This window comes from Aeromonas encheleia, from assembly GCF_900637545.1.
GTDB classification, from domain to species: domain Bacteria; phylum Pseudomonadota; class Gammaproteobacteria; order Enterobacterales; family Aeromonadaceae; genus Aeromonas; species Aeromonas encheleia.
In genome coordinates, this window is the sequence record NZ_LR134376.1 from 3,446,987 (window position 1) to 3,469,004 (window position 22,018).

The 22,018-nt window shown below is 63.4% G+C and carries 13 protein-coding genes; 5 read left to right on the forward strand and 8 right to left on the reverse strand.

Going from position 1 to position 22,018, the window contains the following annotated elements; translation table 11 throughout:
- Positions 1-78: 78 nt before the first annotated feature.
- From EL255_RS15880 to EL255_RS15890, 3 genes are all read left to right on the forward strand, one after another.
- On the forward strand, positions 79-2,112 hold the full coding sequence (locus EL255_RS15880) for a M13 family metallopeptidase (RefSeq protein WP_042654043.1): 2,034 nt from the start codon (positions 79-81) through the stop codon (positions 2,110-2,112).
- Positions 2,113-2,272: 160 nt separating this feature from the next.
- Positions 2,273-2,710, forward strand: coding sequence for a PliI family lysozyme inhibitor of I-type lysozyme (locus EL255_RS15885; RefSeq protein ID WP_042654044.1), 438 nt, complete (start codon positions 2,273-2,275; stop codon positions 2,708-2,710).
- Positions 2,711-3,111: 401 nt separating this feature from the next.
- Entirely contained in the window at positions 3,112-4,839 is a 1,728-nt protein-coding gene (locus EL255_RS15890) for an ATP-binding cassette domain-containing protein (RefSeq protein WP_042654045.1), read from the forward strand.
- A 66-nt stretch (positions 4,840-4,905) separates the two neighbouring features.
- Here the strand turns inward: EL255_RS15890 and yjeH are convergent, their stop codons facing one another.
- Complete coding sequence (gene yjeH, locus EL255_RS15895; protein ID WP_042654046.1) at positions 4,906-6,183, reverse strand: L-methionine/branched-chain amino acid transporter; 1,278 nt, start codon at positions 6,181-6,183, stop codon at positions 4,906-4,908.
- A gap of 138 nt (positions 6,184-6,321) precedes the next feature.
- The gene (locus tag EL255_RS15900) at positions 6,322-7,614 is read right to left on the reverse strand and encodes an HAAAP family serine/threonine permease (protein WP_042654047.1); all 1,293 of its coding nucleotides are present in this window, start codon (positions 7,612-7,614) and stop codon (positions 6,322-6,324) included.
- Between the two features lie 500 nt (positions 7,615-8,114).
- Between EL255_RS15900 and EL255_RS15905 the strand changes: the two genes are divergently transcribed.
- Together EL255_RS15905 and EL255_RS15910 are read left to right on the forward strand one after the other, a co-directional pair.
- Positions 8,115-9,053: a LysR family transcriptional regulator gene (locus EL255_RS15905; protein WP_042654048.1), complete on the forward strand. Its 939-nt coding sequence runs from the start codon at positions 8,115-8,117 to the stop codon at positions 9,051-9,053.
- A 72-nt stretch (positions 9,054-9,125) separates the two neighbouring features.
- Positions 9,126-10,547, forward strand: a complete 1,422-nt coding sequence (locus EL255_RS15910) for an MATE family efflux transporter (protein WP_042654049.1) — start codon at positions 9,126-9,128, stop codon at positions 10,545-10,547.
- A 22-nt stretch (positions 10,548-10,569) separates the two neighbouring features.
- Here EL255_RS15910 and pdxY read toward each other — a convergent pair whose 3' ends face one another.
- The 6 genes from pdxY to dnaE form a co-directional block, all read right to left on the reverse strand.
- Positions 10,570-11,430: a pyridoxal kinase PdxY gene (gene pdxY, locus EL255_RS15915; RefSeq protein WP_042654050.1), complete on the reverse strand. Its 861-nt coding sequence runs from the start codon at positions 11,428-11,430 to the stop codon at positions 10,570-10,572.
- Between the two features lie 75 nt (positions 11,431-11,505).
- Positions 11,506-13,638: a lysine decarboxylase CadA gene (locus tag EL255_RS15920; protein ID WP_042654313.1), complete on the reverse strand. Its 2,133-nt coding sequence runs from the start codon at positions 13,636-13,638 to the stop codon at positions 11,506-11,508.
- 76 nt (positions 13,639-13,714) lie between these two features.
- Entirely contained in the window at positions 13,715-15,049 is a 1,335-nt protein-coding gene (gene cadB / locus EL255_RS15925) for a cadaverine/lysine antiporter (protein ID WP_042654051.1), read from the reverse strand.
- 642 nt (positions 15,050-15,691) lie between these two features.
- Complete coding sequence (gene cadC / locus EL255_RS15930; RefSeq protein WP_042654052.1) at positions 15,692-17,224, reverse strand: lysine decarboxylation/transport transcriptional activator CadC; 1,533 nt, start codon at positions 17,222-17,224, stop codon at positions 15,692-15,694.
- 346 nt (positions 17,225-17,570) lie between these two features.
- Complete coding sequence (gene accA, locus EL255_RS15935) at positions 17,571-18,521, reverse strand: acetyl-CoA carboxylase carboxyl transferase subunit alpha (RefSeq protein ID WP_042654053.1); 951 nt, start codon at positions 18,519-18,521, stop codon at positions 17,571-17,573.
- 16 nt (positions 18,522-18,537) lie between these two features.
- On the reverse strand, positions 18,538-22,017 hold the full coding sequence (gene dnaE, locus EL255_RS15940) for a DNA polymerase III subunit alpha (RefSeq protein WP_042654054.1): 3,480 nt from the start codon (positions 22,015-22,017) through the stop codon (positions 18,538-18,540).
- Between the last annotated feature and the right edge of the window lies 1 nt (position 22,018).

A 22,018-nucleotide genomic window follows, 5' to 3' on the forward strand; every position in this document is an offset into this window, starting at 1 on the left:
GCTGTAACCGGACTGCTAGAGTGAGATCCCTCCCGAGCTGGGCTGGGAAGCTGAATAACCCGAATTGGAATCAAGCGAATGAACAATAAGAAAAGCATACTGGCCGGCCTCATCGGGTTGGCGTTGTTAGCCGGTTGTAGTCAGGCGCCGGACACAGCAAGCAAGCACTCCGGCCTCGCGCTGGCCAACATGGACACCCGGGTCAAGCCCGGTGATGACTTCTTCCGCTACGTGAACGGCCACTGGCTCGCGACGGCCAAGATCCCGGACGACAGGCCGGCCGACGGCGCCTTCTACCTGCTGCGGGACAAGTCCCTCGCCGATGTGCGGGTGCTGGTGGAAGGGCTGGACGGCAAGGCGGCCGCGGCGGGAACGCCGGCCCAGCAGATCCACGATCTCTATCGCAGCTACCTGGATCAGGCCACGCGAGACGCCAAGGGCACGGCCCCGCTGCTGCCCCAGCTCAGCGAGATAGACCGGATCAGCGACCAGAGCACCCTGGCCAAGTCCTTCGCCCAGGCCGGCCGCATCGGCGGCAATGCCCCCTTCGGCTTCTGGATCGATGCCGACGCCAAGGCGCCGGACAGCTATGCGGTCTACCTCTATCAGTCCGGGCTCGGCCTGCCGGACCGGGATTACTACCTCAAGAGCGATGCGGCCAGCCAGGCGCTGAGACAGAAGTACGAGCAGCACATCGCCGGCATGTTGAGCCGCTTCGGCGAGACGGATGCGGGACCCAAGGCGAAACGCATCCTGGCCCTGGAGACCCGGATCGCCCAGATCCAGTGGGACAACGTGGCCCTGCGGGATCGGGAGAAGAACTACAACAAGGGCTCCCTCGGCGAGCTCAAGCGCCTAGCCCCGAGCATTGACTGGGACGCCTATCTCGGCCAGGCCGGCCTCGCCGGCCAGAGCAGCCTGGTGATCGGCCAGCCCAGCTATCTGTCGGCCCTCAACGGCCTGATGCAGCAGACCCCGATCGGCGACTGGCAAGCCTACCTCAAGTGGCACCTCATCACCGATTACGCCCCCTATCTCGACGGCCAGACCGACCGCCAGAACTTCGCCTTCTTCGGCACCACCCTGAGCGGTACCCCCAAGCAGCGTGCCCCCTGGGAGCGTGCGCTCGGGGTGCTTGACGATCTGCTGGGTGAGGCGGTCGGCCAGCTCTATGTGGAGCGCTACTTCCCGCCCCAGGCCAAGGCCCGCATGGAGCTGCTGGTGGAGAACCTGCGCACCGCCTACGGCCAGAGCATCGAGGGGCTGGACTGGATGTCGCCGACCACCAAGACCCAGGCCCTGGCCAAACTCGCCAAGTTCAGGCCCAAGATCGGCTACCCGGACAAGTGGAAGGATTACAGCGCCATCGAGATCCGCCAGGACGATCTGGTGGGCAACCTGCAGCGGGCCCGCGCCTTCGAATACGCCGACAACCTGGCCCGCCTCGGCAAGCCGGTGGACAGGGACGAGTGGCACATGTCACCGCAGACGGTGAACGCCTACTACAACCCGAGCAACAACGAGATAGTATTCCCGGCCGCCATACTGCAGCCCCCCTTCTTCGACATGACAGCGGATGACGCGGTCAACTACGGTGCCATCGGCGGCGTGATCGGCCACGAGATGGGCCACGGCTTCGACGATCAGGGTGCCAAGTCCGACGGCGACGGCGTGATGCGCGACTGGTGGACCCCAAGCGATCTCAAGGAGTTCCGCTTCCGCACCAGCCGGCTGGTGGCCCAGTACAACCGCTTCGAGCCCATCAAGGGCCAGTACGTCAACGGCCAGTTCACCCTGGGGGAGAACATCGGCGATCTCGGCGGCCTCACCATAGCCCACAAGGCCTACCTGCTGTCGCTCAAGGGCGAAGAAGCGCCTGTGCTGGACGGTTTCACCGGCGAGCAGCGCTTCTTCCTCGGCTGGGCCCAGGTGTGGAAGGGCATGTACAGACCCGAGCTGATGCAGATGCTGCTCTCCTCGGATCCCCACTCCCCGCCCGAGTATCGGGTCAACGGGGTGGTGCCGAACATCCCCGCCTTCTACGAGGCGTTCAACATCCAGCCGGGCGACAAGCTCTATCTGGACCCTGCCAAACGGGTCAAGATATGGTAATAGAGAGGGCAGAGAAATCCTCCCTGTCTGGACCCGGCCAAGCGCACCGGATAGGGTAGTAAAAGAGAAGGCGCCGGACCAACACGGAGTCCGGCGCCGAACACAGACATGACGGCAGGGGCAAGCCCCTGCCATCCCAGCAGCAACAAGGGTCACATCCATGAAAGCCTTATTGATTACTCTCGGACTGCTCACTCTGCCACTGACCAGCCAGGCGGCAGAGGGCTTCTTCAAGCAGCTGACGCTCCCCACCGGTCAGGTGCTCACCGTCGCCGAGGGACGCGGTGAACCTGCCTCCATCGGCAGCTATGACGTGCGCCTCTACTCCGGCGCCAACCCCCAGTTCCCCCTCGATCAGTTCATCGATGGCAAGGTGCAGGCGCGGGACGGCGGCATCAAGGAGCTGAAGCTGCAGGATCTCAACGGTGACAAGCAGCCGGAGCTCATCGTCATAGTGGAGAGCGCCGGCAGCGGCGGCTACCTCAGCGCCGATGCGTTCACCATCAACCCGCAGGCCGGGCTCGACAGCTTCAACCACGTCAGCGAGCTGGCCCCCGGCGACGACGTGATCCAGGCGCTCAAGACTCCCCGCGACTGACTGGCTCGCTTACATCCACCACCTTTGTAACACAGCCCCGCATCGCGGGGCTGTTGCGTTATCGCAGGCTGAGGCCGCTCTCATTCCCCTTCCCCCGTGCCTCTCCCCCCACCTGTCTTGACACCTCATGGCCCCGATAGACGACCCTTTTCTTCTGTGCCTATAATCGCCGCACGGTGCCATCACGAAAATAAGGAGGTAAAAAATGGTTATCCAAGCGTGTCCGATGTTCTCGGCCCGCCTGTTCGGCACATTCGAGTGCTCTTGCCTGCATACCATCGCGCTGCGATAGCGGGTTCGAGCAAAGCCGACTCCCTTCTTGACCGAGACCTTTCTCGACCGTTGTCGCCAGCGCTCCTGATGACAGGGATTTTCGATCCCGCATTTTAGAGAGCAAGAGCATGACAACTTTGATGAGCACCCACTCCCTGCAGATGAACGCGGGAGAGCTTCCCCTGTTCGACAGCATCGATCTCAGCATCCACAGCGGTGACCGCATCGGCCTCATCGGCGCCAACGGTAGCGGCAAGAGCACCCTGCTCAGCCTGCTGGCCGGCCAGGTCGAGCCCCATGACGGGCGCATCCACAGAGCCGCCCCCTGTCGCTGCGAGTTCGTGACGCAGCACCTTCCCAGCCGTTTGCACGGACTCAGCACCCGCGCCGCGCTCGGCGATGCCGTGGCGGACGATCCCGCCCTCGGCTGGCAGCTGGACAAGATGCTCGAGGATCTGCAGCTGGCGCCGCACGCCACCCAGGTCGTCACCAGCCTGAGCGGCGGCCAGCACAGCCGATTGCAACTGGGCCGGGCCCTGCTGCGCCAACCCAATCTGCTGCTGCTCGACGAGCCAAGCAACCACCTGGATCTTCCCTCCCTGCTCTGGCTTGAGCAGTTCCTGCAGGGCTGGCGCGGGGCCTTGGTGCTGGTCTCCCACGATGGCCGCCTGCTCGACCGGGTCACCCAGGACACCCTGATCCTGCGGGACAGACGCCTCTATCGCTTCGCCCTGCCCTGCAGCCAGGCCAGGGCGGCGCTGGTACAGGAGGATGAGAGCGCCCGCCAGCGCCGGGCCGATGAGCAGAAGGAGATCGACCGCCTGAGTGCCAGCAGCAAGCGGCTCGCCATCTGGGGACGGGAGCATGACAACGCCAAGCTGGTGCGCCAGGCCAAGTCCATGGATAAGCGGATCGTCAGGCTGCGGGAGGAGCAGAGCCTGGTCGGCGCCGGCGCCCCCTGGCGGCTCGAGCTGCACGGGCTGGGGCTGCCCGCCGACGCCCTGCTGCGGCTGGAGGCGCTCGACGTGCGCCCGGCTCCCGCCTTGCCGCCCCTGCTGCGGGCCGAGGGACTCTGGCTGCGCTCCGGCGACAGGGTCGCCCTGCTCGGTGCCAACGGGGTGGGCAAGTCCTCCCTGCTGCGCCAGTGTTGGCGTGAGCTGTGCGAGCAGCGCCAGGGTGAGGGCTGGTACCGTCACCCCGCGGCCAGCATCGCCTACTACGATCAGTCCCTGCAGCAACTCGACGGCCAGGCCACCCTGACCGATGCGCTCTATGCCCTGGCCCCGCTGCCGGCGATAAGCCTGCGCCAGGCCCTGATCCGCGCGGGCTTCCCCTACGCCCGTCACGGCCAGCGGGTGCATGCCTTAAGCGGCGGCGAGCGGGCCAGGCTGCTGTTTCTCGCCCTGTCGCTGGCGAGCCATCACCTGCTCTGGCTCGATGAGCCCAGCAACCATCTGGATCTGGAGGGCAAGGAGGAGCTGGCCGAGGCGCTGGCGCAGTTTGCCGGCGGGGTGCTGTTGATCTCCCACGACCGGGATCTGATCGAGCGCAGCTGCAACCGCTTCTGGGTGATCAGGGAGGGCAGGATCCTGGAGGCCTACGGCGCCGAGCAAGCCTATGCCGAGCTGCGCGGCGACAGCCTGCCCCCCGGCAGCATCGCCCCCCATGAGGCGCCGACGGAGGAGACTACCCGGGCGGAGAGCGACGAGGCGCTGCTGGCACGCTGGTACGAGCTGGATGGCCTGCTGGCCGCCGATCTCGCCCGCAAGCCCAGGCATCAGACCCCGCGGCTGCAGCAGGGCTGGCGCGACGAGTTGCAACGGCTCGCCGAGCGGCTCGGCCTCGATGACGACTGACGGTTAACGTCGAGCACTATGAAAAAGCCCTGCATTGGCGGGGCTTTTTTTATCCGTGACACGGTGTTACTCGATGGTCGAGAGGCGGCTGGCATGGCCCCGACGACGATGGCGCCGCCACAGGGAGAAGAGGCCATAGCCCGCGCTCAGCAGCAGGGCGTAGAGCACCTCGGAGGCGAGCGCCACCAGCACCGCCAGGCAGAGCAGCACGCTCAGGCCCGCCAGCCCCTTGCCCACCCCGCCGAGCAGGCGCCAGCCCGCCGCCATGCAGAGCAGGTAGACCAGCACGAAGTTGCCGTTGGCATAGCGAATGAGCGCATCGAGCGGCAGCCGCCACCAGAGGATCAGGGTGATGGAGAGCAGGCAGATGGCGAGCACCCAGCACAGGGCCGCCAGCGGGGCACCGCGGGCGCTGAGCCGGGAGAGGGAGACCGGCAGCTTGCCTTCCCGCGCCATGCTCCAGATCAGGCGGGCAAAACCCTGCAGATAGATGTTGATGCTGGCAAAGCAGGAGAGGTAGCCGAGCACCGCCACCAGCCACTTGGCGGTCGGCCCGAACAGCAGCGAGAGCAGGGCCGGGATGGCGGTGGCATTGGTCGCCTCATCGCCATAGAGCCCATATTTGAGCACCACCAGCGAGTGGACCCAGTAGATCAGCCCCGCCAGCAGCACGCCGCCGAGCAGAGCCAGCGGGTAGTCCCGCTCCGGCCGCTTGAACTCCTCCCCCATGTGGGCGAAGGCCTCCAGCCCGACGAAACACCAGAACATCACCGCCAGCGCCGTGCCCATGGCGGGCCACTCGGCTGCCGTCGGCAGCGGCTGGGCCGCGTCGCGCCAGCTGAGATCTCCCTTGATCCAGATGAGCAGGGTCAGCCCCAGGATCGCCAGCGCGATGAGCAGTTGCAGGTTGCCGGAGGAGCGGGCGCCGCGCAGGCCGAGCAGGAAGACCCCGAGCAGGGTCAACAGCTGGATGGCCCACAGGGTCAGCTCGCCCACATCGAACAGGGCGTGCCAGAAGCCGGCGGCTATGGTGAGCGCGGCGGGCAGCCCCACCGGCAGCACCGCCAGAAACAGGAAGGCGGAGAAACGCTCGGCGCCGTTGCCAAACGCCAGCCCGATCAGATGGGGTGCCCCGCCTGCGTGGGGATAACGGCGGCCGAGGCGGGCGAAGGTGAAGGCGATGGGCAGCACCAGCACGATGAGCAACAGCCAGGCCCAGAGCGAGGCGCCCCCCGCCAGCGACGCCGCGGTCGCCGGTACCACGAAGATCCCGGTGCCGAGCAGGGAGGTGGCGAGCAGCCCCATCCCCTGCCAGAGCCCGAGCTCTTTCTTCAACGCAGACATATCCTTTTGTCCTGACTGGAAAAACACCCCGCCATGTTAGGCCGCAGCCCCTTGCTTGTTAAGGGCTATCCGTTGCTCAAACAAAAAAAGCCGCCTCTGTCGAGGCGACTTCTTCTTTCAACAGCGTAACCGGAGTTATCAGGCAATCAGCTTGTAGATGATACCGGACATGGCGATCAGGCCAATCAGGGTCACGAAGCCGTTGCTGATGTTGCCAGCGTATTTGCGCATGGCCGGAACCTTGGTGATGGCGTACATCGGCATCAGGAACAGCAGCATGGCGATGATGGGGCCGCCCAGGTCTTCGATCATGCCGAGGATGCTCGGGTTGATGGTGGCGATGGCCCAGGTGGTCAGGATCATGAAGACCGCAGTCACCTTGTTCAGCTGCTTGATGTCAACGTTCTTGCCCTTCTCGCGCAGCGCCTTGGCCATCAGGCCGTTCATGCCTTCTTGCGCACCCAGGTAGTGACCCAGGAAGGATTTGCTGATGGCAACCATGGCGATCAACGGAGCCACAGTGGCGATAACCGGGTTGTCGAAGTGGTTGGCCAGGTAGGACAGGATGGAGATGTTCTGTTCTTTGGCAGCAGCCAGGTCAGCCGGGGAGAGGCTCAGTACGCAGCTGAATACGAAGAACATGACGGTCATCACCATCATGACGTGAGCACCCAGCAGTATGTTGCTGCACTTCTTCTCGGCACCTTCACCGTAACGACCCTTGTTGTCCACCGCGAAGGAGGAGATGATCGGGGAGTGGTTGAAGGAGAACACCATGACCGGGATAGCCAGCCACAGGGTCTTGAGGAAGTCACCGTTGAAGGCGTCAGCCAGCGCTGGCGCTTCGGTGATGATGGTACCGTTCCAGTGCGGGATCAGGTAGAACGCCAGGCCCATCAGGGTGATCACGAACGGGAATACCAGCACGCTCATCGCCTTGACGATGAACTGGCCGCCGAGGCGAACGATCGCCATCAGACCGAGGATCAGCGCCAGCGACAAGATGGCACGGGGAGGTGCAGTCATACCCAGCTGGTGAACAATCACGCTCTCAACGGTGTTGGTGATGGCGACCGAATACATCAGTACGATCGGGTAGATGGCAAAGAAGTAGAGCAGGGTGATGAATTTGCCTGCAGTCTTGCCGAAGTGCTCTTCTACGACTTCGGTGATGTCGCCATCACGGGTGGAGCCGGACAGCACGAAGCGGGCCAGACCGCGGTGAGCGAAGAAGGTCAGCGGCAGAGCCAGGATCAGCATGGCAACCAGCGGCCAGAGGCCACCTACACCGGCGTTGATCGGCAGGAAGAGCACACCGGCACCGATAGCGGTACCGTACAGACCCAGCATCCAGACCAGGTCGGCCTTATTGATGCCACGGGAAGCCTGACTGGCTAAACGACCATCAACTGCAATATTCATGTCGGACATAAGTTGTTCCTGTCATCAAGGAAAGTGAAATCTTGTTGTCTATTGGCCACCTGGCCCGGTTCCGTTTCCCTGGAACGCCTGCTGTTCGTCCTTGTCACTACCCCCTCACGCCCCGGCAATCAGGCTACCGCTCCTTGTGATAACCGAATTGCAACAAACGACGGCATGAGATCCTGAACCTGGTTGAGGCACTCGCCTGCATTAACAATTCAGCAACAAGCACCTCATCCGATGAGCTGACTCTAATTAAATGCCCCTATTAATCACAGCGTTTTTTTGAATTAATCAACCAAAGTTTGACTGTGGTCGACTTTCGGTCGTTCGAGATCACATTACAGACGCCGATTTGTTAGCTTTTTTTAACAAATCAAATTTGTTTCAATAGATTCCAATACTTACCGCGACCAACAAATGCGTAACATGTCTGGTTCCGAACGCAGATTGTGTGTGTCAGCCCCTTGGCGTACCCTTGTTTTTCGCCCTCAGCCTGTCGAATCAAGATGACCATCACCCGCACCGATCTCGCCGAACTGGCGGTGTTTGCCGCCGTCGCCCGCCACCAGAGCTTCAGCAAGGCCGCCCTTGAACTCGGGGTCTCGGCCTCCGCCCTGAGCCATAGCCTGAAGGGATTGGAGAGTCGGCTCGGGGTCAGGCTGCTCAATCGCAGCACCAGAGCTGTGGTGCCGACCGACGCCGGTCAGCGGCTGCTGCAACAGCTGGTGCCGACTCTGACCCAGCTGGAGGGGGCCCTCGACGAGTTGACCCGTCACAGTGATGAGCCAGTCGGCAGGTTGAAGATCTGTGCGCCGCGCGGGGCCATCGATGAGGTGCTGGCCCCGGTGCTGATCGACTATCTGGTGCGCTATCCGCGGGTGCAGGTGGAGGTGGTGGAGCAGGAGTTGATGCCGCGCCTCATCGAGGACGGCTATGATGCCGCCATCTTCTATGGGGATCTGCTGCCCAAGGAGATGATCGCCATCCCGCTCGGGCCGCTGCAGCGCTATCTGGTGGTGGGATCACCGGCCTATCTGGCCAGGCGCGGCACGCCCCAGCACCCGGCCGAGCTGGTCCAACATGACTGCATCGGCTATCGCCTCACCCCCCATCACCACTACCGCTGGGCCTTTGCCGCCGACGGCAAGCTGCTGGAGATCGAGGTGAGCGGGCCGCTGACCACCAGCACCCCGGCCCTCTACCTGGGGGCCGCCGAGGCGGGGCTGGGGCTGGCCTACTGCCTAGAGGAGGAGGTTCGCCAGCAGCTGGCGAGCGGCAGCCTGGTGAGCGTGCTGACCTCATGGAGCCCGACCTTTGCCGGTTTCTGTCTCTTCTACCCCAGCCGCCATCAGCTGGGACACGGCCTGCGCGCCCTGATCGACATGCTCAAGGCGCACCACCAGCCGCCGCAATTACTGAGCGGAATTCATCAACTCATCAAATAAACACCGGATTATCAATCAAAACGTAAAAATCTACACTGGTGCTTCGATCCCAACACAGCAAGAAGCATCGCCATGTCCGCTTATTTCACCCGACGCCAACGGGCCATGACCCGTCGCTTCTGGGGCTATGCCCTCCCCTCCATCCTCGCCATGCTGGTGTCCGGCGCCTATTACCTGGTCGACGGCATCTTCGTCGGTCACTACGTGGGGGCCGCCGGCCTCGCCGGCATCAACCTGGTCTACCCAGTCATCATGGTGCTGATCGGTCTCGCCGCCATGATCGCCATGGGGGCGGCGACCGCCATCTCCTTCCAGCAGGGGGCGAAGAACCTCCACCAGGCCCGCCAGGCCCTGGTCAACGCGCTCTGGCTGCTGGTGCTGCTGGGCACCACGGCGCCGCTGCTGCTGTACCATTGGCACATCGACATCCTGCTGGGGCTGGGGATCGAGCAAGGCACCGAGACCTGGCAGCAGGCCAGCGACTACCTCCTGTGGATCGGCGGCGGCACCCTGCTGCTGGCCAGCAACCTGGCGGTGCCCTACCTGCTGCGCAACGACGGCCGGCCCAGACTGGCCATGATCCTGGTCAGTGCCGGCGCCGTGCTCAACATCCTGCTCAACTATGTGATGGTCGGCCGGCTGGGACTGGGGCTGGTGGGCACGGCCCAGGCCACCCTCATCTCAGAGGGCATCGTCAGCCTGCTGGGCCTCGGCTATTTCTTTAGCTCCCATGCCAGGCTGCGCCTCTCGTGGCGCCAGCTCGCGCCCGATCTGCCGGCCATGCCCGGCCTGCTGTTCACCGGGCTGCCGAGCCTGATCGCCCAGTTCAACCTGGGGCTGCTGCTGCTGCTGCACAACAGCCAGCTGATGGTCCATGGCTCGGTCAAGGATCTGGCCGGCTTCACCGTGGCCGGTTACACCGAGGCGGTGTTCATCGTGATATTGCAAGGCCTGGCGTTCGGCATCCAGCCGCTCATCAGCCAGGCGGCAGGGGCCAGGCGCCACCGGGATCTGAAGTTCCTGATGGAGATGGGGCTCAAGATCACGCTGATCTACGGCATGCTGGTCTGGCTGTTGATCCAGCTGCTGCCACGCCAGGTGGCCATGCTCTACACCGGCGATCAGGATGAGGAGCTGCTCTCCGCTGCCGTCAGCAGCCTGACTCTCAACCTCGGCGCCATCCCGCTGGAGGGGATCATCATGTTCGGCATAGTGCTGCTGCAATCCATGGCGCGCACCCGCCAGGCGCTGATCATCTCGGCGGCCAAGACCCTGCTGCTGCTGCCGCTGATCTTCTTGCTGCCGCTGCAGTGGGGCCGCGATGGGGTGCTGATGGCCCAGCCCACCACGGTGCTGCTGCTGACCCTGCCGCTGTGCTGGCTGCTGTGGCGGGAGTGGCGCCGCCTCGCCCTGGCCTGCGCCCCCCGTCCGCTGCGCCGCACCCAGCCGCTCGGCCCCCGCCAGGAGGCACAACTGACACGCCGCGCCGGCTAGCCCTGGCCGCAAGAACGGCAGGCTAGAGCCGGATGGCGCGGGTGTGGACCTCGGGCTCGGCCATCGCCTGCTGCGCCGTCACCAGCTGCAACTCATAGGCCCCCGCCAGCCAGGTGTGGGCCATGACCGCATCCACGCTGGCGTTGGTGCGCTCGAACGCCTGCACGGGATCCTGTCCGGCCAGCAGATTGGCCAGCATGATGGCGCTGAGCAGATCCCCCACCCCGATGGGATGGCGCTTGAACGGATAGAGGGGCCGGGAGATATGAAAGGCCCCGGCGTCGCACACCAGCAGCATCTCGAACCTGTCCAGGGCAAACCCGGCCCGCCCCAGATGCTTGACCATCACCAGCTTGACCCCCTGCTCGCGCAACTGCTGGCAGGCCGCCAGCGCCTCGGGCAGATTCTGGATCTCGCGGTCGGTCAGCTGCTCCAGCTCCAGCAGATTGGGGGCCAGCATGTCGGCGCAGGCCAGCGCCCGCGTCTTGAAGAAATCGGCGACACCGGGGGCCACTATGCACCCCTTGTCGGGGTGACCCATGACGGGGTCACAAAAATAGAGGGCCTCTGGATTGAGCGCCTTGAGATGGGCCACCGCGGCCAGGATCTCCTCCCCCTGCTCGGCAGAACCGAGGTAGCCGCTCAGCAACGCATCGCACTGCCCCAGCACGCCTATGTCGGCGAGGCCCGTCATCAGCTGGCGGATGTGGCCATCCGGCATCCCCATCCCCTGCCAGCCCGCGCTGTACTGGGTGTGGTTGGAGAACTGCACGGTATTGACCGGCCAGACTTCCAGCCCCATGCGGCGCATGGGAAACACGGCGGCACCATTGCCGGCACAGCCGAACACCACGTGGGATTGAATGGAGAGAACTCGTTTCATGATGGCGACTCACACAAAAAGGGTTAAACCCCGCAGGGAAAAACGGGCCTCACGGCCCGTTGTTGTCACTCTCGATTAACGCAGCACCTTGACGGTGTAGCTGCCATCGGCCTGGCGATAGAGGCCGTGGATGTCGGTCTCGAAGCCAGGGTAATGGGCCCCGATCTCACACAGCATCTCGAGGAACTCCAGCACCGGCAGGGAATCCGCGGTCACCATCTCCCCCGGCAGCACCAGCGGCACTCCCGGCGGGTAGGGCAAAATCATGTTGGCGCTGATGCGATCCACCATGTCACGCAGCGGCACCTCTTCCAGGTTGCCGGCCAGCTCCTGCTGCCAGGCGACGTGCGGGGTCATCTTCATCTCCGGCAGCACGTCGAACGCCTTGAACATCAGCTCCGGCAGACGGTACTTGCTGGTCAGGGCGTGGATGCTCTGGGCCAGCTCCTGGATGCGCATGCCTTCGTAGAAGCTCGGGTCTTCACGGTAGAGGCTCGGCAAGATGCTCTTGATGGTCAGGTTCAGGTCATAGCCGCGCTTGAACTCGGTCAGGGCGCGCAACAGCTGCATCGCCTTGGACTGATCGATGCCGATGGAGAACAGGAACAGCAGGTTGTAGGGGCCGGTCTTCTCCACCACTATGCCGCGCTCGTCGAGGAACTTGGAGACCAGAGAGGCGGGCAGGCCACGCGCCATCAGCTCGCCCTGACGGTTCATCCCCGGGGTCAGCAGGGTGACCTTGATGGGATCCAGATACATGTGGTCATCGTCGATGCCGTTGAAGCCGTGCCAGTCATCCTTGGGATCCAGCTTCCAGCACTCGAGGGTGTCGATGTCGTCCGGCTGCCAGACGTCGAAGAACCAGCCTTCACTCTGCTCCCGCAACCGCTTGATCTCTTTACGGAAGGAGACGGCGCGATCGATGGAGTCCTTGATCAGCCGCTTGCCGGTGTTGCCCCGCATCATGGCGGCGGAGATCTCGGTGGACGCCACTATGCCGTACTGGGGCGAGGTGGAGGTGTGCATCATGAAGGCTTCGTTGAAGGTCTCCTCCTCCACGTCGCCCTTGATGTGGATCATCGAGGCCTGGGAGAAGGCCGCCAGCAGCTTGTGGGTGGACTGGGTCTCGTAGAACACCTTGCCCGGCATGGCCTCGCCGCTCATGCCGCACTTGCCCTCATAGATGGGGCTGAAGTTGGTGTAGGGCACCCAGGCGCTGTCGAAGTGGATGTAGGGGGTATCCAGACTCTCCTTGATAAAGCCGGTGTTGTAGAGCAGACCGTCATAGGTGGAGTTGGTGATCACCGCGTAGCGCGGCGCCTGGGCGCCCGGGGTGGCGGCCACCTTGGCGGCGATGGTCTCGCGGCTGAACTCGCTCTGGGGAATGCCACCCAGGATGCCGTAGGCGTTGCGGGTCGGCCGGAAGTAGATCGGGGTCACGTCGTTCATCATCATCAGATGAGTCAGGGACTTGTGACAGTTGCGATCCACCAGCACAGTGCTACCCGCCGGGGCGGAGAACATGCCGACTATCTTGTTGGCGGTGGAGGTGCCGTTGGTGACTATGTAGGAGCGATCGGCGTTGAAGGTGCGGGCTATGTACTCCTCGGCCTCCTTGTGCGGACCCGAGTGATCCAGCAGGGAGCCCAGCTCCGGCATGGAGATGGAGACATCCGCCTTGAACGCGTTGGGGCCGTAGAAGTCATAGAAGATGCTGCCGGCCGGGCTCATCTGGAAGGCGGTGCCGCCCATGTGACCCGGGGTGCAGAAGGTGTATTTGCCCTCTTCCACGTACTTGAACAGCGCCTTGGTGAAGGGCGGCAGTATGGCGTCCTGATACTCCTGGGTGGCCTGGCCAATCTTGAGGGCGATGTCGTCGGCCATGCCGAGACGGTACTCGAAGAAGTGCACGTTCAGGCGCAGATCGGTCAGATGAATGTCCAGGGTGGACTGGTCGTTGGCGAAGGCGAAGATCGGCAGCTTCTCGTTGCGATCGTGGATCTCCTTGCACAGACCGAGGGAGTACTTGTCCCAGTCGAAGATGGCGCCGCAGACGCGGGGGTTCTTCTCGATCAGTTTGAGCAGATCGGCCACGTCGACCGGATAGACCACCTGAAAGCCTTTGCGCTCGAGGGAGGCCTGCAGCTGACGGATGGGCTCTTCCTTGAAGAACACGCCCAGGTGGTTGAGGATGGCAATGATATTCATCTTGATGCTCCACACGTGAAGAGGCGCTCTCCATCAGGGATGGTGAGTGAAGAGCGCAGGAAAAAGGGAAACGGAGTTAGTGGCTGGGCTGCTCGTTGAGCAAGGCGTCGTGCTGACGCAACCCCTGTTTCTTGGCGTAGAACATCAGGATGATGAGCGACACCACGAAGGTAGCGGTGAGGTTGGACCCCTTGGCGCCCATCAGGGCCACCAGGCAGAACACGCTGGCGACGCCGGAGAACAGCATGGCGCCTATGCTGCGGGAGGTCATGCCCTCGAAGCGGATGAGGTTAATGCTGGAGTAGAAGTAGGGCAGCATGGTCAGCAGCACCGCATCCGTGGTCAGCACGTTGAACAGGTCGGCGGCGTGGGCGGACTGGGAGGTGAAAGCGGTCAGCACCACCATCAGGGCCGTCATCTTGAGGGAGCCGAGGATCAGCCCCTTCTTGGCGACGCCGTTCTTGTCCAGTTCGCCGTAGATCTTCGGGAAGTTGCCGTCGTGGGCGGCACGCTTGCCCGCCTCCCCCACCAGCATCATCCAGGAGCCGAGCGAGGTGAAGCAGGCCAGGGCGGTGAAGGCGGAGACGAAGGGGGCAGACCAGTCGCCGAAGATGGCGGAAGAGGCCATGGCGAAGGGGGCGCCGGAGGCGGCCACCTCACCGGCCGGGAACATGCCGCCGATCACCTGGGTGGAGAGTATGTAGATGACGCCGGCGATGCCGGTGCCCAGCATGGTGGCGAGCGGCACTGTGCGCTTGGGATCCTTGACCATGCCGGAGGAGACGGCGGCCGACTCCACCCCGACGAAGGACCAGAGGCAGATCAGCACGGCGCTGATGACGGCGTGCAGGTCGCTGCCGCCTGTGGTGTTCCAGTTCTGGCTGTAGAGGGTGGTATCGAAATGCGCCCAGCCCATCAGGGCGGTGCCCACCACCGGCAGCAGGATCAGCACCAGCCCCAGGGTACAGAGTCGGCTCACCCAGCTGCCGCCAAGCAGGTTGACGAAGGTGAAGATCCAGACCGCCGCTATGGTGGCCACGGCCGCCGGGATGGGGTTGTTGAGGATGGGGAAGAACACCGACAGATAAGAGACGCCGGTGATGGCGATGGCCAGGTTGCCGATCCAGTTGGCGTGGTAGTAGAGCACCCCGGTCTGGAAGCCGAACACCGGGGAGATTTCGCCGGCATAGGCGATGGGGCCCCCTTCTTGCGGGTTCTTGGTGGCGAGGCGGGCGAACACGAATGCCAGGCCCATAGCGCCCACCAGGCAGATAGCCCAGCTGAATACCGAGATGGAACCGACAGTGGCCAGGGCCGAAGGCAGCAGCGCGATGCCGCTCCCCATCATGTTGCCGGCCACCACACCTGTACAGGCGATGAGGCCGATCTTCTTGCTCGTATCGAGGGACATAGGATCTCCGGGTCTATAAAAGGTCGGGTCGTCAAACACTACTGGCGGAAGCTCCCGCCAGAGAATGGGCACAGACTAGACCGCCGGCCCGCGGAAAACATAAGGGCCCCCTCAGGGATAAAAACATGAGCACACTTTTTTAAAGCCGCTCAGAACAACTCATATAAACCCATCAAATACAGACAGTTAAACCACTCATCATGAGCCACCTTGATAAAATCCTGATGTGCCGCCGCCGCCTTGATGAAGTTGATGACCCCTGCCGGCCCACCTTGATATTTTTCGGTGTGCCCCCGACGGGATGAGTGGGCGCCGTTCAGCCCCATCGGCTTGCGGGTCTGGTGCCAGGCTGCCCTTGGTCAGCCGCCGCCGGCGCAATCCTGGGCCCCCCTACCCCATGGCGGGCAGGCGTCAGGGCTCGCCAGCACCATGAAAATCAGCAAGGGCCGGGGCGCCAGCGACTGTGGCCAAAGGTGCATAAGGAGAGGGAGAGAGGGGGATGGGGGGATAAGAGATTGGGGCGCGACGCCCCTTCGGCTGGGCGAGCGGCGGATCCCGCCTCCCGGCCACGGAGAAGCAACAGGCCACCCCGGGGTGGCCTGTTGCTGTAGAAAAAATGGGATCAGGGGGGAGAGATATGGCTTAGAACAGCTTCACCTTGCTGTTGCCAAAGGTGTTGTAGAGAACGGGCGTCAGGGTTTCCATGTTGCTGTAGAAGCCCAGCTGCTGGCAGAGCAGGTAGGTCTGCTCGGTCGCCTCCATCAGGAATGCCTGGCTATAGGCGTCTCCCGCCGCGTCGGGATGCCCGTCCAGCTCGGCCAGCTTGCCTAGCAGAATGTAGTAGAGCACGGTGCGGCCCCGGCTGGCGGCCAGCGCCAGCAGCCGGTTTGCCTCTCGCTGCTGGCCGCTCAGGACGGCCTGCAGGCTCAGCGCCTCCCACACCCGCGCCGGCATCATGCCACCACTCTGTACCACGCTGGCCAGGTGGGCGCCTATCCCCTGCAGCCGTTCGCTCTCCGAGTGGCCCGTCAGGGTGGCCAACGCCTCCCCTGCCAGGTAACGCTCCGCCAGCAGCAGGGGCTGATCGGGCTGGGTCACGAGGGAGCCGTCGAGCAGCGCTATGCCGCGCTTGAGCGCCACCGCATCCTGGCTGTTGGTGTAATAGTGCGCCTCCATCATCGCCATCAGCGAGGCATCGTCGGCGGGCCAGCCCATGCCGGGTGATGCCTCGGGTCGCTCGAGGGCGCGCAGCAGATCCTGGCTGCTCTCCTGCAGCACCGCATGCACGTTGTGACGGCTGAGCTGGTACTGGTGGCTGCACAGCACCCGGTTGGTGTTGAGGTTGCGATACTCCAGATCCATGTAGGTGCCACCCGGGTGATGGGAGACGCGCACGCTCAGCTCCTTGCCGGGCAGAATGCCGCTCGTGCGGCTATGGGTATCGTATTGCACCCGCAGCGGGGTGGCCGCCGCGACCTCCCCCATCAGGGTGCGGGTGATGCCATCGGCAAGGCGCACGCTCTCGCTCTCGCCATCCATGCCGGAGTGGAAACGAAACACCAGCAGATTGGGATCCAGCAAGCTGTGGATCTGGGGGCTGGCGTGCTGGTAGCCGAGCAGGCTGACGATGGAGACCAGCACCACGACCACGAAGATGTCGAAGCTGACCATCTTCCAGCGACTGTGGCCGGTATGGGTCGAGATGGCCCGGGTCAGGGGCCCAGCCGGGAAAGGGGCCAGGCTCTGGCCCTGCACCACCTCGCCATCGGCCAGGGGCTCGTCCGGCTCATCGCGGGGTGACGGCTTGGGCATGGCCCCGGGGGAGGACTCCGGCATGGCCAGGGAGACGACCCGTAGCGGCCGCACCGGCGCCACCAGCTTGTAGCCGCGCTTGGGCACTGTGACTATGTAATCCGCCGCATCGTTGCGACCATCCTTGAGGATCTTGCGCAGCTCGAAGATGGATTGGGTGACCACCTGATCGGTCACCTCGGCGCCATCCCACACCTCGTTGATCAGGGAGTCACGGCCAAATACGGTGCCGGCATTGCTCGCCAGGAACCGCAGCAAGTTGACCAGCCTGGGCTCAAGGTAGACCTCGCGATCGGGACGACACAGCATGTTGTCGTTGACGCTCAGGGTCCAGTCATGGATCTCAAAAACCGATTCGCTCATGATTCGCTCACTGCAGGGTGGACGGCGTCAGGGCCAGGGCAGGCGGCACTCCGCCGCCGGCAGGCTAAAGGCACCTGTGGGCCTGTCTGCGCTCGTCTCGTTGGTGTCTGGGGGCAATCCTTGCAGGGATTCCGATCCGGCAGATCGGAATCGGTCACTCTAAGTAAAATGGGAGATGGATCCCACTTTTTTTGATCGCTAATGGCCGCCGAGTTGATCAGACAGGGGGTTTTCGGCAGGCGCCGGGCCGGGGAAAAGGAATCTGGGCGATCTTCATACAGGACACAAATAACAAGACCCCTGCACATGGCAGGGGTCTTTGGGAGTCACTCGGAAAGGCTTTGGCTTAGCAGTAGCCGTATCCCAGCAGACGCTGGTAGCGCTGCTCCAGCAACTGGTCGCTGTCGAGCGGGCGCAAGGCCGCCAGGTCTTGTTTAATACGGGCCTTGAGGCGCTCGGCCATCAGCTCCACGTTGCGGTGGGCGCCGCCGAGGGGCTCTTCGACTATGTTGTCGATGAGCTTGAGCTCCTTCAGGCGCTGGGCCGTGATGCCCATGGCATCGGCGGCGACCGGCGCCTTGTCGGCGCTCTTCCACAGGATGGAGGCGCAACCTTCCGGCGAGATGACGGAGTAGGTGGAGTACTGCAGCATGTTGACCCGATCGCCGACGCCGATGGCCAGTGCGCCGCCGGAGCCGCCTTCACCGATCACGGTGCAGACCACAGGCACGGTCAGGCCGGCCATGACTTTCAGGTTGCGGGCGATGGCCTCGGACTGGCCACGCTCCTCGGCACCCACGCCGGGGTAGGCACCCGGGGTGTCGATGAAGGTGATGATCGGCATCTTGAAGCGCTCGGCCATCTCCATCAGACGCAGGGCCTTGCGGTACCCTTCCGGGCGCGGCATGCCGAAGTTGCGTCGGATCTTCTCCTTGGTCTCGCGACCCTTCTGCTGACCAATCACCATCACCGGCTCGCCGTCGAGACGGGCGATGCCACCGACGATGGCCTTGTCATCGGCGTAGGCGCGATCGCCGGCCAGCTCGTCGAAGTCGGTGAAGATCTGCTCGATGTAGTCGAGGGTGTAAGGGCGCTGGGGATGACGCGCCATCTGGGATACCTGCCAGGCCCCCAGATCGCCGAAGATCTTCTTGGTCAGCTCTTCGTTTTTCTTCTCCAGCCGACGGATATCTTCGCTCAGGTCCACGGCACTGTTGTGCTCACTCACATGGCGAAGTTCATCGATCTGAGCCTGCAATTCGGCGATCGGCTGTTCAAAATCCAGAAAAAGACTCATAGGGACTATAGATCCTCTAATCAAAAACCAATTCAACCCGCTCTCGTCCAAGCAGGACTCGCAAGTCATCTATCAGTTGATCGGTGGGCGTCACCCGCCACTCGGTACCGAGCGTCAATCGCACCCGGGAGCCGGGGCGACGATAGTTTACCTGAACCGGACAGACTCCGGCACGGGCGGGCTCCAAAATCTCGCACAAACGCGGGAAAAAGCGCTCATCAATGCGTTGTTCATCGAGGGAAATGCGGATCGCCCTGGCGAAACGCTCCCTCGCATCGTTAATATCCAGCAATTCGCGGGCCGACATTTTAAGGCCACCGGAGAAGTCATCAAAGCTGACCTGTCCAGAAACCACTAAAATACGGTCTTTTTGCATCAATTCTTCGTATTTTTCCAGCGCTTCACTGAACAGGGTCACATCCAGACGGCCGGATCTGTCGTCCAGGGTGAAGATCCCCATCTTGTTGCCACGCTTGGTCACCATGCTGCGGGCGGCGATCACCAGCCCCGCCGCCGTGGTGATGGTGTCGCGGGAGGTGGGGTGCAGATCGCACAACCGCCCCGACGTATAACGACGCAGCTCGCTGCTGTACTGGTTGATGGGATGGCCGGTCAGATATAGACCGAGCGTCTCCCGCTCCCCTTCCAGCCAGACCTTGTCGGGCCAGTGCGGCACGTTGGCGAACGCCTTCTTGACGTCGTCGATCTCCTCGGTGAGCACCCCGAACATGTCGACCTGGCCCACCGCCTGCGCCTTGGCGTGCTGCTCGGCGGCGCGCATCGCCTCCTCCAGCGTGGCCATCAGCGCCGCCCGGTGCGGACCCAGTCGGTCCATGGCGCCGGAGAAGATCAGCTTCTCCATCACCCGCTTGTTGATCTTCTTGATGTCGACCCGGTTGCAGAAGTCGAACAGATCGCGGAAGGGACCCTCACTGTCTCGCGCCGCCAAGATGGCGTCGATGGGGCCCTCGCCGACCCCCTTCACCGCGCCTATGCCGTAGACGATATGGCCGTCCTCATTGACGCTGAACCGGTAGCGACCGGTGTTCACGTCCGGCGGTATCACGGTGAGCCCCATCCGCTGGCACTCGTCCACCAGCGTCACTATCTTGTCGGTGTTGTCCATGTCGGCGGTCATCACCGCCGCCATGAACTCGGCCGGGAAGTGGGTCTTGAGCCACAGCGTCTGGTAGGAAACCAGCGCATAGGCGGCGGAGTGCGACTTGTTGAAGCCGTAGCCCGCAAACTTCTCCACCAGATCGAAGATCTTGATCGCCAGCTCGCCGTCGACCCCGTTCTTGACCGCCCCTTCCTCGAAGCCGGAACGCTGCTTGGCCATCTCGGCAGGGTTTTTCTTGCCCATGGCCCGGCGCAGCATGTCAGCCCCACCCAGCGTATAGCCCGCCAGCACCTGGGCTATCTGCATCACCTGCTCCTGATAGAGGATGATGCCGTAGGTGGGTTCGAGTATGGGTTTGAGGCTCTCGTGCTGCCACTTCTCGTCCGGGTAGGAGATGGCTTCCTTACCGTGCTTGCGCTCGATGAAGTTGTCCACCATGCCGGACTGCAGCGGACCAGGGCGGAACAGCGCCACCAGGGCGATCATGTCTTCGAAGCAGTCGGGCTGCAGCCGCTTGATGAGATCCTTCATGCCGCGGGATTCCAGCTGGAACACCGCCGTGGTCTCGAAGCGCTGCAGCAGCGCGAACGACTTCTTGTCATCGATGGGGATGGCGGCGATGTCGATCGGCGGCTTGCCCTCCTTGGCGAGGCGCGGGTTGATCATGCCGAGCGCCCAGTCGATGATGGTCAGGGTGCGCAGCCCCAGGAAGTCGAACTTCACCAGGCCCGCGTACTCCACGTCGTTCTTGTCGAACTGGGTGACCGGGTGATGGCCGGAGTCATCGCAATAGAGCGGCGCGAAGTCGGTGATCTTGGTGGGGGCTATCACCACACCACCTGCGTGTTTGCCGGCGTTGCGCACCACCCCTTCCAGCCGGCGCGCCATGTCGATGAGATCCTTGACCTCCTCGTCCTGCTCGTACAGCTCAGGCAGCTTGGGCTCGACCTCGAACGCCTTGGCCAGCGTCATGCCCGGATCCGGTGGGATCAGCTTGGAGATGCGATCCACGAAGCCATAGGCGTGGCCCAGCACCCGGCCCACGTCCCGCACCACCGCCTTGGCCGCCATGCTGCCGAAGGTGATGATCTGGGAGACCGCCTCCCGGCCATACATCTCCGAGACGTGCTCGATCACCTCGTCCCGCCGGTCCATGCAGAAGTCGACGTCGAAGTCGGGCATGGAGACCCGCTCCGGGTTCAGGAATCGTTCGAACAGCAGATCAAATTCGAGGGGATCCAGATCGGTGATCTTGAGCGCATAGGCCACCAGCGACCCGGCCCCCGAGCCCCGGCCCGGGCCGACGGGGATGCCGTTGTCCTTGGACCACTGGATAAACTCCATCACGATGAGGAAGTAACCAGGGAAGCCCATCTGGTTGATCACCTTGAGCTCGATCTCCAGCCGCTCGTCGTACTCGACGCGCTTGGCGGCGCGCACCTCGGGATCCGGGAACAGGAAGGCCAGTCGGTCCTCCAGCCCCTCCCTGGACTTCATCACCAGGAAGTCTTCGGTGCTCATGTCACCGGTCGGGAAGTTCGGCAGGAAGTATTCACCGAGGCGAACCGTCACGTTGCAGCGCTTGGCGATCTCCACCGTGTTCTCCAGCGCCTCGGGGATGTCGGCGAACAGCTCGCACATCTCCTCCTGGCTGCGCAGGTATTGCTGCGGGCTGTAGCGGCGCGGGCGACGCTTGTCCATCAGGGTGTAGCCATCGTGGATGGCGACCCGGATCTCGTGGGCGTCGAAGTCCTCGGCGGAGAGGAACACCACCTCGTTGGTGGCCACCACCGGCAGCTCGAACTCGGTGGCGATGGCCACCGCCATGTGCAGGTAGACCTCTTCATCGGGTCGGCCGGTGCGCAGCAGCTCGAGGTAATAGGCGTCGGGGAAGTGGCGCTGGTAGAAGGCGAGGCTCTGCTCCACCATCTGCCGGTTGCCCTTGAGCATGAACTTGCCGAGATCCCCCTCCCGCCCGCCGGACAGCACTATCACGCCCTTGGCGTGTTCCGCGAGCCAGCTCTTGTCGATGACGGGGCGACCCTGCACATGACCGCGCTGATAGCCACGGGAGATGAGCAGGGTGATGTTCTGGTAACCGTCGTTGTCCATGGCGAGCAGGGTGAGGCGGAACTGCTCGTCGCCGAGCTCCTCGCTCTGCACCCAGAAATCCGCCCCGACGATGGGCTTGATGCCCTTGCCATGGGCCGAGCCATAGAAGCGCACCAGGCCGCACATGTTCATCTGGTCGGTCAGCGCCAGCGCCGGCATATCGTTGGCCGCCGCCGCCGAGGCGATGGGGCCTATCTTCTGCAGGCCATCGACCATGGAGAAGTCGGAGTGGACCCGCAGGTGGATGAAACGAGGTTCGGCCATG